This is a genomic window from Castellaniella daejeonensis, assembly GCF_039523555.1.
GTDB classification, from domain to species: domain Bacteria; phylum Pseudomonadota; class Gammaproteobacteria; order Burkholderiales; family Burkholderiaceae_B; genus Castellaniella; species Castellaniella daejeonensis.
On sequence record NZ_BAAAFN010000013.1, the window covers coordinates 75,790 to 91,671 of the forward strand.

At 69.1% G+C, this 15,882-nt stretch carries 11 protein-coding genes; 1 reads left to right on the top strand and 10 read right to left on the bottom strand.

Annotated features, from left to right (window positions below; all coding sequences use genetic code 11):
- Window positions 1-57: 57 nt before the first annotated feature.
- Window positions 58-1,296 (top strand): YbfB/YjiJ family MFS transporter, encoded by a 1,239-nt coding sequence (locus ABD022_RS09070; RefSeq protein ID WP_325125211.1) that lies wholly within the window; start codon window positions 58-60, stop codon window positions 1,294-1,296.
- Window positions 1,297-1,328: 32 nt separating this feature from the next.
- On the opposite strand, the gene ABD022_RS09075 is transcribed toward ABD022_RS09070, so the two are convergent.
- The 10 genes from ABD022_RS09075 to ABD022_RS09120 form a co-directional block, all read right to left on the bottom strand.
- Window positions 1,329-2,537, bottom strand: a complete 1,209-nt coding sequence (locus ABD022_RS09075; RefSeq protein WP_325125210.1) for a M20 aminoacylase family protein — start codon at window positions 2,535-2,537, stop codon at window positions 1,329-1,331.
- 4 nt (window positions 2,538-2,541) lie between these two features.
- Window positions 2,542-4,002 carry an IMP dehydrogenase gene (gene guaB, locus ABD022_RS09080; RefSeq protein ID WP_343821045.1) on the bottom strand — a complete coding sequence of 487 codons (1,461 nt, stop codon included), beginning with the start codon at window positions 4,000-4,002 and terminating at the stop codon, window positions 2,542-2,544.
- Between the two features lie 65 nt (window positions 4,003-4,067).
- Entirely contained in the window at window positions 4,068-8,117 is a 4,050-nt protein-coding gene (gene purL / locus ABD022_RS09085; protein ID WP_343821046.1) for a phosphoribosylformylglycinamidine synthase, read from the bottom strand.
- A 72-nt stretch (window positions 8,118-8,189) separates the two neighbouring features.
- On the bottom strand, window positions 8,190-8,744 hold the full coding sequence (greB, locus tag ABD022_RS09090; RefSeq protein WP_325125204.1) for a transcription elongation factor GreB: 555 nt from the start codon (window positions 8,742-8,744) through the stop codon (window positions 8,190-8,192).
- A gap of 11 nt (window positions 8,745-8,755) precedes the next feature.
- On the bottom strand, window positions 8,756-9,592 hold the full coding sequence (locus ABD022_RS09095; protein ID WP_343821047.1) for a PHP domain-containing protein: 837 nt from the start codon (window positions 9,590-9,592) through the stop codon (window positions 8,756-8,758).
- 48 nt (window positions 9,593-9,640) lie between these two features.
- Window positions 9,641-10,606 carry an alpha/beta fold hydrolase gene (locus ABD022_RS09100; protein WP_325125202.1) on the bottom strand — a complete coding sequence of 322 codons (966 nt, stop codon included), beginning with the start codon at window positions 10,604-10,606 and terminating at the stop codon, window positions 9,641-9,643.
- A 73-nt stretch (window positions 10,607-10,679) separates the two neighbouring features.
- Entirely contained in the window at window positions 10,680-12,089 is a 1,410-nt protein-coding gene (gene lpdA / locus ABD022_RS09105) for a dihydrolipoyl dehydrogenase (RefSeq protein WP_343821048.1), read from the bottom strand.
- 5 nt (window positions 12,090-12,094) lie between these two features.
- A complete protein-coding gene (locus ABD022_RS09110) occupies window positions 12,095-13,423 on the bottom strand; it encodes a dihydrolipoamide acetyltransferase family protein (RefSeq protein ID WP_325125199.1) in 1,329 nt (442 codons plus the stop codon).
- Complete coding sequence (locus ABD022_RS09115) at window positions 13,423-14,460, bottom strand: alpha-ketoacid dehydrogenase subunit beta (RefSeq protein ID WP_325125197.1); 1,038 nt, start codon at window positions 14,458-14,460, stop codon at window positions 13,423-13,425. The genes ABD022_RS09110 and ABD022_RS09115 overlap by 1 nt, the downstream gene beginning before the upstream one ends.
- Window positions 14,461-14,462: 2 nt before the next feature.
- Window positions 14,463-15,695 (bottom strand): 3-methyl-2-oxobutanoate dehydrogenase (2-methylpropanoyl-transferring) subunit alpha, encoded by a 1,233-nt coding sequence (locus ABD022_RS09120; RefSeq protein WP_343821050.1) that lies wholly within the window; start codon window positions 15,693-15,695, stop codon window positions 14,463-14,465.
- Window positions 15,696-15,882: the final 187 nt, after the last annotated feature.

Sequence of the window (15,882 nt, forward strand, 5' to 3'; positions counted from 1 at the left end):
CCTTGGTCTCGAACGCGAGAGCCGGTTACATTACAAGCCTCAAGGAGATCGAACCTCATGGCATCCCGCCCCTTTCGTGTTCCCCTGCACCTGGCCGGCCTGTTGGCCCTGGCCGTGGCCATGGGGATCGGCCGTTTCGCATTCACGCCTGTCCTGCCGATGATGCAGGCCGATCTGGGGCTGAGCCTGGCCCAGGGCAGCTGGCTGGCCAGCGCAAACTACCTGGGCTACCTGCTGGGCGCGCTGCTGGTCACGCACCTGAGCTGGCAGCCCGCGGCCCTGCTGCGGCGCGGCCTGTGGCTGGTGGTGCTGATGACGGCCGCGATGGGGCTGGACAACCACTGGCTGGGCTGGCTGGCCTGGCGGCTGCTGGCCGGGGTGGCCAGCGCCTGGGTGCTGATCGGCACGTCTGCCCTGTGCATCGCGCGCCTGAATGCGTCCGGGCAGACGGAGCGCAGCGGCGTGGTGTTCGCAGGAGTGGGCTGCGGCATCGCATTCGCGGGATTGGCCTGCATGGGCCTGACCCTGGTGGGCACGACGGCATCGCATGCCTGGCTCTGGCTGGCGGCAGCGGCATTGGGCGGCTTGCTGGGTGCATCGACGCTCTGGCGCACGGCCGGCACCGCACCCGCCGCCGCCCTGCCCGCCGGTGCTGTCTCCCCGACCTCGGCAGGCGGCACTGCGGCACCGAAGACCATGGCGGCGGACGGCGCGACGGCACACACCGCCCCGCCCCTGCATTGGGGCCTGATCCTGTGCTACGGGGTCTACGGCTTCGGCTACATCCTGCCAGCCACGTTCCTGCCGGCCCAGGCGCGGCTGCTGGTGCCGGACCCGTGGCTGTTCAGCCTGGCCTGGCCGGTCTTCGGCCTGGCAGGCGCGGTGTCCACGGTGGTGGCCAGCCGCCTGACGCGCCGCTACACGCGGCCACAGATCTGGGCGGGCTCCCAGGTGGTGATGGCCGTGGGCGTGCTGGCGCCCGCCGTGTGGCATGCGCTGCCGGCGATTCTGCTGGCCGCCTGTTGCGTGGGCAGCACATTCATGGTGATCACGATGGTCGGGTTGCAGGAAGCCCAGGCAGCGGTCGGCCAGGCCGGTGCCAAGCGCCAGATGGCGGCCATGACGGCCTCGTTCGCCCTGGGGCAGCTGATCGGCCCGATCTTCTTCAGCCTGACGCACGCCTGGTTCGGCGCATCGCTGGAATTCGCCCTGGTGCTGGGCACGCTGGGCCTGCTGGCGGGCGCCATCCCCATCCTGCGGCTGAGCAGCCCCGCCGCCGTCGCCACGCCTGACTGAAGAGCCATGATGCGCCCGCCCGGGCGCATCCTTCAGGCAGCAAGCCGCTGCTGGACCAGCGTGACGAAGATCGCCGCGCCCTGCGCCAGCAGGGTGTCGTCGAAATCGAATTCCGGATGATGGCAGGTCAGGCCGTCATGCCCCAGGAAAAAGTACGCACCCGGGCAATGGTCCAGCAGGTAGGCGAAATCCTCGGACGCCATGAGCGGCGTGACGGGGTCCACGACCTGGCCGGCGCCCAGCACGGCGGCGGCGGCGCGCTTGACGTGCTCCACCGGCCCCGCCTGGTTGACGGTGGGCGGGGAACTGAGCAGGTGGCGGAATTCAACCTCGCAGCCATAGCTGCGCGCCGTGCCATCGCACAGATCCCGCAGGCGGCTCAGCACGAGCGACTGGGCCTCGCGCGACAAGGTGCGCACGGTGCCGCGCAGCACGGCACGATCGGCGATGACGTTGATGGCGCTGCCGGCCTGGAACTGGCAGACGCTGAGCACGGCCGTATCGAAGGGATTGACATTGCGGCTGATGACGGACTGCAGGGACTGCACCAGGGCGGCGCCCGTCACGATGGGATCGTTGGCCCGGTGCGGCATGGCGGCGTGGCTGCCTACCCCGCGGATTTCGATCTCGAACAGGTCGCAGGCCGACAGGATGGCGCCGGTGCGCACGCCGGCCTGCCCCGGGCCGATGCAATTGTTGTTGTGCAGGCCGTAGACCTCGTCGCAGGGGAAATCGCGGAACAGGCCCGCTTCCACCAGGGCCCGGGCCCCGGTCAACGGCTCTTCGGCAGGCTGGAAGATGAAGACGACGCGGCCGGCGAAATCGGGCTTGGCCGCCAGATGGCAGGCGGCGCCCAGCAGGATGGCGGTATGGCCGTCGTGGCCGCAGGCGTGCGCGATCCCGTCGTGGATCGAACGGTGGCCATGGGTGCCTGCGTCGGGCATGGGCAGCGCGTCCATGTCGGCGCGCAGGCCCAGGGTGGGCCCCGTGCCCAGGCGACCATCCAGGACGCCGATCACGCCGGTGCTGCCGCCGTAGCCTTCGTGCACGGCGATGCCCCAGGAACGCAACAGCTCGGCGACGCGTGCCGCAGTGCGGTGTTCCTGGTGCCCCAGCTCGGGATGCCGGTGGAAATCCCGGCGCCAGGCCTGCATGGCCTGGGTCAGGTCGTCGTCGATGTGCGCGGCTGCCGGCACGGCGGTCGCACCTGCGGCGGCCGGACGGGGATCGCTGGCCGCCACGGGATCAGTCCGCCCGGTAGTTGGGGGCTTCCTTGGTGATCTGCACGTCGTGGACGTGTGATTCGCGCACCCCGGCGGCGGTGATCTCGACGAATTCGGCCCGCGCGTGCAGGTCCGGAATCGTGGCGCAGCCGCAATAGCCCATGGACGCCCGGATGCCGCCCACCAGCTGGAAGATGATGGCGATGACGCTGCCCTTGTAGGGAACGCGGGCCTCGATGCCTTCGGGCACCAGCTTGTCGACGTTGTTGTTGGGATCCTGGAAGTAGCGGTCGGCGGAGCCTTCCGCCATGGCGCCCAGGCTGCCCATGCCACGGTAGGACTTGTATGAACGCCCCTGGAACAGCACGACTTCGCCGGGCGCTTCTTCGGTGCCCGCGAACATGCCGCCCATCATGCAGGTGGACGCCCCCGCGGCCAGGGCCTTGGCGACGTCGCCGGAATAGCGGATGCCGCCATCGGCGATCAGCGGCACGCCCGTGCCTTCCAGGGCCTGGGCCACGTCGGCGATCGCGGTGATCTGCGGCACGCCCACGCCGGCCACGATGCGGGTGGTGCAGATGGAGCCCGGGCCGATGCCGACCTTGACCGCATCGGCGCCGGCCTCGACCAGCGCACGCGCGGCGGCGGCAGTGGCGATGTTGCCGCCGATGACCTGTATGTTGGGATAGTGCTTCTTGACCCAGGTGACGCGCTCGACCACGCCGGCCGAATGGCCGTGGGCGGTGTCGACCACGATCACGTCCACGCCGGCGGCGGCGAGCTTTTCGACGCGCTCGTCGGTGCCTTCACCCACGCCGACGGCGGCGCCGACGCGCAGCTGGCCCTGGGCGTCCTTGCTGGCCAGGGGATGCTCGGTGTTCTTGACGATGTCCTTGACCGTGGCCAGGCCGCGCAGCTGGAACTTGTCGTTCACGATCAGCACGCGTTCCAGGCGATGGCGGTGCATCAGCGCCTGGGCTTCTTCCAGGGTGGCGCCCTCTTTCAGGGTGACCAGGCGTTCCTGCGGCGTCATGACTTCGCGCAGGGACACGTCCAGGCGGTCCTCGAAACGCAGGTCGCGGTTGGTGACGATGCCCACCAGCTTGCCGCCCTCGACGACCGGAAGGCCGGAGATGCCGTGCTGGCGTTGCAGTTCGATGGCGTCGCGCACCTTCATCGTGGGCGTGACGGTGACCGGATCGATGACGATGCCGAATTCGTGGCGCTTGACACGCGCGACTTCTCGCGCCTGCTCGTCGGCGCTGAGATTCTTGTGCACGATGCCGATCCCGCCTTCCTGGGCCATGGCGATGGCCAGGCGCGATTCGGTCACGGTATCCATGGCGGCGGACACGAGCGGGATGTTGAGCTGGATGCCCCGGGTCAGCTGCGTGGTCAGGCGCGTGTCGCGCGGCAGAACCTGGGAATAGGCCGGGACCAGAAGGACGTCGTCAAAGGTCAGGGCTTTCTTGATCAGACGCATGGATGAACTCCGCACAAAGATCGATTATACCGTCTCGCGAAAGGCGATGCCCCGCATCCCATGGCCTACCCCATCCAGACCCGGGCATTGCGGAACATCCGCATCCACGGTGTGAAGCCGCCGTGCACGGTGTCGTCCCCGCCCTGGTCGGCCGTCCCCCAGCGTTCGGGACGCCAGGACATCATGACGTTGCGGGTGACGCGTTCGGGATGCGGCATCATGATGGTGTAGCGGCCATCGGCCGTGGTGACCGCCGTCAGGCCTGCCGGGCTGCCGTTGGGGTTGGCCGGATAGCGCTCCGTGCGGGCGCCCCGGTTGTCGACGAAAGCCATGGCGCCGGCCACCCGGGCGGCATCACCCTGGCGGCTGAAATCGGCAAAGCCTTCGCCATGCGCAACGGCAATGGGTACGCGTGCCCCGGCCATGCCGGCGAAGAAGATGGACGGCGAATCCAGGACCTCGACCAGCGACAGGCGTGCCTCGTATTTTTCCGACACGTTGCGCGTGAAGCGCGGCCAGGCGTCCGCCCCCGGGATGAAGTCGGCCAGCGCCGCCATCATCTGGCAGCCGTTGCACACGCCCAGCGCGAAGCTGTCGGGCCGGGCGAAAAAGGCGCCGAACTGGTCGGCGAGCGCCGCGTTGAAACGGATGGTGCGCGCCCAGCCCTCGCCCGCGCCGAGCACGTCGCCGTAGCTGAAACCGCCCACGGCCACCAGGCCGCTCATGCCATCCAGACGGATGCGCCCGGACAGCAGGTCGGTCATGTGCACGTCCACGGCCTCGAACCCCGCGGTGTCGAAGGCCCAGGCCATTTCCACCTGGCTGTTGCAGCCCTGTTCGCGCAGAATGGCCACGCGCGGCCGCGCGCCGGTTGCGATGAAAGGGGCCGCCACATCGGCCTGGGGATCGAAATCCACCTTCGGCGACAGGCCCGGATCCTCGGCATCGAGCCAGGTATCGTATTCGGCCTGGGCGCAGGCGGGATGGTCGCGCCGCGCCATGATGCGCCGCGTCGTCTCGCTCCAGACCTGGCCCAGCTCGCCCAGCGGACGCTGGTAGATGGCAGTTCCGTCGCGGAACACCTGCAGTTCCCGGCGCGCATTGGGCATGCCCACCACGTAGGTGCAGTTGGACAGGCCCGCCTGGCGCAGGTGGCGCAACACATCGTCGCGGTGGGCGCGAGGCACCTGCAGCAGCCAGCCCGCCTCTTCGTTGAACAGGGCCGCCAGATTGCGCTCATGGTGCTGCACGGCCACCTGGTCGGCGCGGATCTTGTAATCGCCGGCATCGGCCGTGTGCGGATCGATGGTCAGCATGTCCAGGTTCAGGGATACGCCCAGGCGTCCGGCGAAGGCCATCTCGGCCGCCGCCGCCAGCAGGCCGCCGTCGGAACGGTCGTGGCATGCCAGGATCCAGCCCTTGGCCGCCAGCTCGCGCAGCGCCAGGAAGGCCGCACGCAGCAAGCCTGCATCACGCAGGTCGGGGGTTTCCGTGCCGATGGCGCCATAGGCGTGGGCAAGCACCGACCCGCCCAGGCGCTGGCGCCCTTCGCTCAGGTCGATCAGCAGCAGCACGGAGCCTTCGGCCGCGTCGCGCAGCTGCGGCGTCAGGGTGGCGCGCACGTCGGCCACCGGCGCGAAGGCCGTGACCACCAGGGACACCGGCGACACGACCTGCTGTTCGCCCGCTTCGTCGCGCCAGACCGTGCGCATGGACAGGGAATCCTTGCCCACGGGAATCGACAGCCCCAGGCTCTGGCACCAGTCGCTGACGGCGGACACGGTATCGAACAGGGCCGCATCCTGGCCGGCGGCGCCGCAGGCGGCCATCCAGTTGGCGGACAGCTTGACGTCTTCCAGACGGGCGACGCCGGCGGCGGCAAGATTCGTCAGGGCCTCGGCCACGGCCATGCGGCCGGACGCGGCGGGATCGAGGACCGCGATGGGGCTGCGTTCGCCCATGGCCATGGCTTCGCCGGCCACGCCCTCGTGGTCGCGCAGGGTGACGGCGCAATCGGCCACCGGCGTCTGCCAGGGACCGACCATCTGATCGCGGGCGGTCAGGCCGCCCACGGTGCGGTCGCCGATGGTGATCAGGAAGGATTTGTTGGCCACGGTGGGATGGCGCAGCACCCGCTCGATGGCCTCGGGCAGTTCGATGCCGCTGAGATCCAGCGGGTCGCCGGCCACGGCGGCGCGCTCGGCATTGCGCTGCATGCGCGGCGGCTTGCCCAGGATCACATCCACCGGCACGTCCACGGGCCGCAGGCCGGCAGGCGCGATCTCGCCTGCCGGGCGGTCCAGGCCCGGCAGGCCCTCGCCCAGGGTGACGCGCAGGCGGCGTTCCTCGGTGGCGACGCCGACCACGGCGTAGGGGCAGCGCTCGCGGTCGGCGATGCGTGCGAAACGGTCCAGGTCGCCCGGCAGGATGGCCAGGACATAGCGCTCCTGGGATTCGTTGCTCCAGATCTCGGCGGGCGACAGGCCGGATTCTTCCAGCGGCACGCGCTGCAGTTCGAATTCCGCGCCGCGGCCGGCGTCGTTGACCAGTTCGGGGAAGGCATTGGACAGGCCGCCCGCCCCGACGTCGTGGATGGCCAGGATGGGATTGGACTCGCCCTGCTGCCAGCAGCGGTCGATGACTTCCTGGGCGCGGCGCTGCATTTCGGGGTTGCCGCGCTGCACCGAATCGAAATCGAGCTCGGCCTGATTGCTGCCCGCTCCCATGCTGGAAGCCGCGCCGCCGCCCATGCCGATGCGCATGCCCGGCCCGCCCAGCTGCACCAGCAGCGCGCCCGGCGGCAACGGGTCTTTGTGCGTGAGCCGCGAGTCGATCTGCCCCAGGCCGCCCGCCAGCATGATGGGCTTGTGATAGCCCCAGCGCGTGCCGCCGGCCTGCTGCTCGAAGCTGCGGAAGTAGCCGAGCAGGTTCGGCCGGCCGAATTCATTGTTGAACGCGGCCCCGCCGATGGGGCCTTCGATCATGATGTCCAGCGGCGTGGCGATGCGCCCCGGCGCGCCGCCCGCATCTTCCCAGGGCTCGACGGCGTCGTCGACGCGCAGGTTCGACACGGTGAAGCCGGTCAGGCCCGCCTTGGGCTTGGAACCGCGCCCGGTCGCGCCTTCGTCGCGGATCTCGCCGCCCGCACCCGTCGCCGCGCCGGGAAAGGGCGCGATGGCGGTGGGGTGGTTGTGGGTCTCGACCTTCATCAGTGTGTGGGCCACGATGTCGTGGCGCCGATAGACGGTGTCTTCGGCTCCGCCCGCATGGAAGACCCGCGCCGGGCCGCCGGCCATGATGGCGGCATTGTCCGAATAGGCGACGATCGTGCCTTCGGGCTGCGCGGCATGCGTGGCGCGGATCATGTCGAACAGCGTATGCGCCTGGGCCTGGCCGTCGATCGTCCAGTGGGCGTTGAAGATCTTGTGGCGGCAGTGTTCGCTGTTGGCTTGCGCGAACATCATCAGTTCGACGTCGGTGGGATCCCGGCCCAGGTCGCGGTAGGCGCGCAGCAGGTAATCGATCTCGTCGTCCGACAGCGCCAGGCCCAGGTCCGCATTGCAGGATTCCAGGGCGGCGCGGCCTTCGGCCAGCACCGGCACGGCCCGGACGGGTCGGCCTTCCAGGGATGCGAACAGCGCCTGTCCGTCGAAGTCGTCCGCCACCACGGTCTCGGTCATGCGGTCGTGCAGGCAATCGGCCACGGCGGCCAGCTGGTCCGCATCCAGCGTGCGCGCGCCCAGCAGGCCACGTTCGGGCACGACGGTATAGCGCACCCCGCGTTCGATGCGGCGGACCTGCGGCAGGCCGCAATGCCGGGCGATGTCGGTCGCCTTGCTGGCCCAGGGAGAAATCGTGCCCAGGCGCGGGATCACCAGGAAACGTGCCGCATGGCGCCCGGCCGCGTCGCCGTCGGCAGCCCGGCCGTCGTCCAGCAGCGCCCGCAGGCGCGCCTGCCCTGCTTCATCCAGGTCGCCGTCGACGCCGACGAAATGGCAGGCCTGCGCCCGGATGTCGGCCACCGGCAGGTTCCGGGCCGCCAGGGTACGCAGCAGGCGTTCCCGGCGGAAGTCGGACAAGGCGGATGAACCGGGAATGATCAGTACGGTAGTCACGGCGAAGCGGCTCGGGGGCGTGGAAAACCGTCTATTTTAGCCGCCTTGGGGCGTCTCGGACGCGGGAGCCGCTCACGGGTCCGGATAGCGGATTTCCAGGATGTCGAGTTCCTCGATCCCCGAGGGCGTGCGCAGGGTCACGGTGTCGCCCTCGCGGGCCTTGATCAGGGCCCGGGCCACGGGCGAGACCCAGCTGATCTTGCCTGCCAGCGGTTCGGCCTCGTCCACGCCGACGATGGTGACGGTGAACTCCTCGCCCTTGCTGTCGCAGTAGCTGACGGTGGCGCCGAAGAACACCTGGTCGCGGTTGGGCTGCTGGGCCGGATCGACGACTTCGGCCGATTCCAGGCGGCGCGTCAGGTAGCGGATGCGCCGGTCGATTTCGCGCAGCCGCTTCTTGCCGTACAGGTAGTCGCCATTTTCCGAGCGGTCGCCGTTGGACGCAGCCCACGACACGACGGACACCACCTCGGGGCGCTCGACGTTCATCAGGTGCATCAGCTCCTCGTTCAGCGCCCGGTAGCCGGCCGTTGTCATGTAGTTCTTGGTCCCCGCGGGCAGCGCCCGGGACTCGGGCAGGTCGTCGTCCTCGTCGTGGTCCGATTCCTTGACGAAAGCCTTGTTCATGATGATGCTCCTCAGATCCAATCCCGCCAGACGGGCACCAGGTATTCCGGCAGCGGCGGCACCCGGCCCAGCTCCGCACGGGAAATGCCCGGCGCGTGGAAGTCCGAGCCGCGCGAAGCCTGGAAACCGTAGGCCTGCGCCACGCGGGCATAGCGGTCGCACTGGGCGGGCGTATGCGCGCTGGAAACGACTTCCAGGCCGCTGCCGCCCAGCGCCTTGAATGTATCGAACAACGCGTCGAATTGCTGCGGCGTATAGCGGTAGCGCCCCGGATGGGCGACCACCGCCTTGCCGCCCGCGGCGCGGATCCAGGCGACCGCCGATTCCAGGCTCGGCCAGCGCATCGGCACGAAAGCCCGCTTGCCATCGCCCAGGTAGCGGTCGAAAGCCTGCTGCAGGGATTTGCAATGCCCCTGCTCCAGGAGATGGCGGGCGAAATGGACGCGTCCGATCAGGTCGGGATTGCCCACGTACCGCAGGGCGCCTTCGTAGGCGCCGGCGATGCCGCAGTCCTGCAGGCGCTGCGCGATCTCGCCGGCCCGCGCAAAGCGGTCGCTTCGAATGCCGGCCAGGCCCGCCCGCAAATCGGGCTGTCCGGGGTCGATGTTCAGCCCCAGCACGTGGATCGTGCGTTCGCAGAACGTCACGGAAATTTCCACCCCCGGGATGAATCCCAGGCCGAGCTCGCGGGCGGCGGCGGCGGCCTCGGCCAGGCCGGAGGTCTCGTCGTGGTCGCTCAGCGACCACCAGTCCACGCCTTGCGCATGGGCGCGAGCGGCGACCTGCGCGGGCGGCAGCAGCCCGTCGGAGCAGGAAGAATGGCTGTGCAGGTCGATGTTCAAAGACATGGTTCCGATGCGCGGGGCGCGGTACGGCGCAAGCGCACCGCGCCGGATTCAGGATGAGGAATCAAGCAGGAAGCCGCGCACTGCCGCGATCTGCTCATCGGAACGCAGGGTGGGCGCGTGCCCTACCCCGTCGAATTCCACCAGGCGCGCGCGCGGATTGCGCTCCAGCATCCGCTGCGCGGTTTCCCGCGTCAGGATGTCGGACTGGGCGCCGCGCAGGATCAGGGACGGCATGGGCAGGTGATCCCAGGCCTGCCAGAGCAACGCCTCGGCGGCGGCAGCGGCGGCAGTGGTCTGCAGGGCAAAGGGCTGGGCCAGCCGCAGATCGTAGTGCTTGACCCACTGCCCGTCCCGCTCGATGAACACATGCCGGGTCAGCGCATCCCAGCCGGCGTCGTCATGCGGCCCGAAGCCGGCCGACACGGCCCGGACGTAGTCGACCGCCTGCTCGTAGCGGTCGAAGCGCAGTTCCTGGCCGACGTATGCGCCGATCCGCGCCAGGCCATCGACGTCGAGCGTGGGGCCGATATCGTTGAAGACCATGCGGCCCAGCGGCACGTCGGGTGCCGTGCCCAGGCCCGACACTTCCCTGGGGGGGCGCAAGGCAGGCGACAGCGCTGCCATTCCCGCCAGCCCCAATCCGATCAGCCCGCCCATGGACGTACCGACCCAGTCCAGCCTGGCCGGGCGCAGTCGCGCAATCAGCGTGACCAGGTCGGCGACGTACTGGGGGATCACATAACCCGCCGGATCGATCAGCCAATCCGAACGGCCCCGCCCGACGACATCCGGGCAGACGACACGGTATTCATGGCTCAGCGCCTGCGCCAGCGGGTCGAAATCCCGGCCGGTACGGGTCAGCCCGTGCACGCAGACCAGGACCCGGTCGTTGTCCGGGTCGCCCCATTCCCAGTAGGCCATGCGATGCAGGCCTGCCGGGCTGGCGCAAGCGACGAAATCCAGGCGGGGATCGTCGGCTGTTCGGGGCTGGGCGGCGAGTGAGGCGGAACGCATGGGGAGCACCTGGTCTGGGACGTACTCCTGCATTGTAAACACGAGGGCGCGGGAATCCGCCCGCCCCGCCGCGTCAGACGTGCAGCGCCTGCCCCAGCGCCCGCAGGGCGGCTTCCTGGATTGCCTCGCCCTGGGTCGGGTGAGCATGGATCGTATGGCCGACATCCTCGAGCCGCGCGCCCATTTCGATGGACTGGCCGAAAGCGGCGGCGAATTCCGATACGCCCCGCCCCACGGCCTGCCAGCCCAGGATGAGGTGGTTGTCGCGCCGCGCCACGACCCGCACGAAGCCGTCGGACGATTCCAGCGTCATCGCCCGGCCGTTGGCCGCCAGCGGGAAGGATGCATCGATGGCGTCGATGCCCGCCTGGGCCGCCTGCTGCGGCGACAGGCCCGCCGTGACGACCTCGGGATCCGTGAAGCACACGGCCGGGATCGCCGCCGGCACGAAGCGCCGCGTGTGGCCGGCGATCTGCTCGGCCACGCACTCGCCCTGGGCCATGGCGCGGTGCGCCAGCATGGGCTCGCCCGTAAGGTCGCCGATGGCCCAGACCCCGGTCATGGACGTGCGGCAGCGGTCATCCACACGCACCGCCAGGCCGTCCATGTCGAGCATCAGCGAACTGAGCCCGAAACCCCGGCTGCGGGGCTTGCGGCCGACGGCCACCAGAACCTGCTGCGCGGGCAGGACATCCTCGGTCTTGCCCGACTGGACCCGCAGGCCCTTGCCGTCCTCGGTCAGGCCCAGGACCTGGGTCTGCAGGTGCAGGCCCACGCCCAGGGATTTCAGCGCGGCGTGAACCGGCTTGACCAGATCGGCGTCGTACACGGGCAGGATGCGATCCTGGGCCTCGATCACGTCGACCTTCACGCCGAGCTTGCGATAGACTGTGCCCAGTTCCAGGCCGATGTAGCCTGCGCCGACGATGGCCAGGGACTTCGGCAGTTTCTTGGGCGACAGCGCCTCGGTGGAAGAGATCACCGGGCCGCCGAAAGGCATGAAGGGCAGCGCGGCCGGCTCGGAACCCGTGGCGAGCAGCAGGTGTTCGCAGCGGATGCGCTGCGGAGCGCCGGCCTTGCCCTTGGCCACGGGATCGACGTCCACGGTCTTGCCGTCGACGATGCGCGCCCAGCCCTGGACGACCGTGACCTTGTGCTTCTTCAGCAGCGCGCCCACGCCCATGGTGAGTTTCTTGACGATGCCGTCCTTCCAGGCAACGCTGCGCGCGAGGTCGAGCTCGGGCGACTGCGTGCGAATGCCCAGCGGCGAGTCGCCGGCATAACCCTGCAGGGCATGGAACTGCTCGGCCACGTGGATCAGTGCCTTGGACGGGATGCAGCCGATGTTCAGGCAGGTGCCGCCCAGGGCGGCGCCTTCGACCAGCACGGTGGGAATGCCCAGCTGGCCGGCGCGTATGGCTGCCACGTAGCCGCCCGGGCCGCCGCCGATGATGAGCAAGGTGGTGTTGATGGGATTGGACATGCTGCTTACTCCACGAACAAGAGCGCCGGGCACTCCAGGTAACGCCGGATGCACTGGATGAACTCGGCGGCATGCATGCCGTCGACCACGCGGTGATCGAAGGACGAGGACAGGTTCATGAGCTTGCGCGCCACGACCCGGCCTTCCTGGAACACCGGCCGCTCGACCACGCGGTTGACGCCGACGATGGCGACTTCCGGGTGGTTGATGACCGGCGTGGACACGATGCCTCCGAGCGCGCCCAGGCTGGTCAGGGTGATGGTCGAGCCGGTCAGCTCGTCGCGCGCGGCCTTGCCCTGGCGGGCGGCCTCGGCCAGGCGGGCGACTTCCGCCGCGCAGGACCAGAGATCCAGGGTCTCGGCGTGATGCAGCACCGGCACCATCAGGCCCGACGGCGTCTGCGCCGCCACGCCCAGGTGCACCGCTCCGTACTGGGTGACCACCCCCGCATCGTCGTCGTAGCGAGCGTTGATCTGGGGGAATTCGCGCAGGGCCAGCACCATGGCACGCGCCAGGAACGGCAGCAGGGTCAGCTTGCCGCGCTGGGTGCTGTGCAGTGCATTCAGGCGCGCGCGCAGCGACTCCAGCTCGGTCACGTCGATTTCCTCGACGTAGGTGAAGTGCGGGATGCGGCGCTTGGATTCCTGCATCTTCTGGGCGATCTTGCGCCGCAGGCCGATGACGGGAACCTGCGTCTCTTCGTCGTGGGGGGCGTAGAGCGTGCCGGTGGTGCGGTTCGAGGTCGCGTTGCGGTCGCGCGCCAGCCAGGCATCCAGGTCGCCATGCGTGATCCGGCCCGCGGGGCCCGTACCCGGCACGTACTGCAGGGTGATGCCCAGATCCCAGGCCCGCCGGCGCACGGCCGGCGAGGCCAGCGGACGCTGGCCCTGGGGACGGGATGGCGCGTGCGAGGCCGCGTGCGGAACCGGTGCGCTGCGCACGGCGGCAACATCCGGCACGGCGGGCGTGGGCTCGGGCGCCGACGGAGCCGGCGCACGGCCGGCGGACTCGGGGACGGCGGCGGTTTCTGGCTCGGCGGCCGGCGCAGCGGCGGCCCGGGACGTCGCCCCGACCTGGTGTTCATTGCCCTCGCCCTCGACCTCCAGGCGGATGAGTTCCGAACCCACCGCCATGACGTCGCCGACCTTGCCGCCCAGCGACACGACGCGCCCTTGCACCGGGGACGGCACCTGGACGGTGGCCTTGTCGGTCATGACGTCGGCCAGGACCTGATCCTCGACGACGGCATCGCCCGCCTGGACGTGCCATTCGACCAATTCGACTTCCGCGATGCCTTCGCCGATGTCCGGCATCTTGATGATGTGAATGCCCATTATGCCTCCCGGAACACGCGCTTGAACGCCTCCGCGACCCGCTTGGGGCCGGGGAAATAAGCCCATTCGTGCGAATGGGGATATGGCGTGTCCCACCCCGTGATGCGTTCGATCGGGGCCTCGAGATGATAGAAACAATGCTCCTGGACCAGGGCGCACAGCTCGGCGCCGAAACCGCTGGTGCGGGTGGCCTCGTGCAGCACCACGCAGCGGCCCGTCTTGCGCACGGAGGCCATGATCGTGTCCAGGTCCAGCGGCCACAGGCTGCGCAGGTCGATGATGTCCGCCTCGATGCCGGCCTCGCGCGCGGCGACCTCGGCCACGTACACCATGGTGCCGTAGGTCAGCACGGTCAGTTCCCGGCCTTCGCGGTAGACCGAGGCCGAGTCCAGCGGCACGGTGTAGTAGCCTTCGGGGACGTTCCCCAGCGGATGCTTGGACCAGGGCACGACGGGCTGATCGTGATGGCCGTCGAAGGGGCCGTTGTACAGGCGCTTGGGTTCCAGGAAGATGACCGGGTCGTCGTTCTCGATGGAACTGATCAGCAGGCCCTTGGCATCATAGGGATTGGACGGCATGACGGTGCGCAGGCCGGCCACGTGCGTGAACAGGGCCTCGGGGCTCTGGCTGTGAGTCTGGCCGCCGAAGATCCCGCCGCCGCAGGGCATGCGGATCGTCAGCGGCGCGGTGTAGCCGCCCGCCGAGCGGTAGCGCAGGCGCGCCGCCTCGGAAAATATCTGGTCGGCCGCCGGATAGAAATAGTCGGCGAACTGGATTTCGACCACCGGCCGCAGGCCGTAGGCCCCCATGCCGATGGCCGCCGCGACGATGCCGCTTTCGGAGATCGGCGTATCGAACACGCGCGAGCTGCCGTATTTGGTCTGCAGGCCTTCGGTGCAGCGGAACACGCCGCCGAAATAGCCGACGTCCTCGCCAAAGATGACGATGTTCTCGTCCCGCTCCAGCATGATGTCCATGGCCGAACGCAGGGCCTGGATCATCGTCATGGGACGGGTCTTGGTTTTTTCCTGTGCCATGCTCACACCCCCAGTTCCTGGCGCTGCCGGCGCAGGTGGGCCGGCATGTCCTTGTAGACGTCCTCGAACATGGTCGCCACGCTGCTGGTACGCCCGGTGGCCAGCGTGCCATGGGCCTCGGCCTTCTTCTGGGCGGCGACGACCTCGGCCTCGCAGGCTTTCTGCAGTTCCTGGTGTTCCGGCTCGGACCAGATGCCGCGCAGGATCATGTGCTGCTTCAGCCGCGCGATCGGATCCCCCAGCGGGAACCGCGACCAGTCGTCGGCCGGCCGGTATTTGGACGGATCATCGGAAGTGGAGTGCGGACCGGCCCGGTAGCTGACCCATTCGATCAGCGTGGCGCCGTGGTTGTTGCGCGCGCGTTCGGCCGCCCAGCGGGACACGGCGTGCACGGCCAGGAAGTCGTTGCCGTCGACCCGCAGCGAGGCCAGGTTCGAGCCGATGCCGCGCGCCGCCAGCGTGATGCCTTCGCCGCCCGCCACGGACTGGAAGGTGGAGATCGCCCACTGATTGTTGATCACGTTCAGGATCACCGGCGCCCGGTACACGTGCGCGAACAGCAGCGCCGTCTGGTAGTCGGACTCGGCCGTGGCGCCGTCGCCGATCCAGCCGCAGGCGATGCGGGTGTCGCCCTTGATGGCCGAGGCCATGGCCCAGCCCACCGCCTGGGGCATCTGCGTGCCCAGGTTGCCCGACAGGGTGAAGAAGCCCTTTTCCGGCACCGAGTACAGCACCGGCAGCTGGCGGCCCTTGAGGGGGTCCTGATCGTTGGAGAAGATCTGGCACATCATGTCGAACAGGGGATAGTCCTGCGCGATGAGCAGGCCCTGCTGGCGATAGGACGGGAAATGCATGTCGCCTTCGCGCAGCGCCAGCGACTGGCCGATGGCGATGGCTTCCTCGCCCAGGCACTGCATGTAGAACGAAGTCTTTTTCTGGCGCTGGGCGATGACCATGCGGGCGTCGAAGATGCGCGTCTTGACCATGGCGCGCATGCCGCGGCGCAGCAGTTCGTCGTCTGGCGGGTCTTCGGCCCAGGGCCCCTGGGCATTGCCCTGGTCGTCGAGCACGCGGATCAGCCCGATGGCCAGATCGCGGGTGTCGTAGGGTTCGATGTCGATGGGGGGCTTGCGCGCTGCCCCTGCGGGCTGCAGGCGCAGATAGGAAAAGTCGGTCGCCTGACCGGGACGCCCCGAGGGCTCGGGCACGTAGAACTTCAGAGGTGTCTGTGTCATGGTCGCAAAAATCTTTTGGATTTTTAACAAGCCCGCAGGAGAATCCCCGAATCCCGGATATTCTCGAAAGGACCACAGTCGTCTTGTGGACGGCTGCCGGATCATCGCCGATCCCGCGTGTTCGCGCAAGACCGCGAAAACCACTAGGAAACCCTGAAGAAGTCGAGCGAAAGCGGGTGCTGCGGAC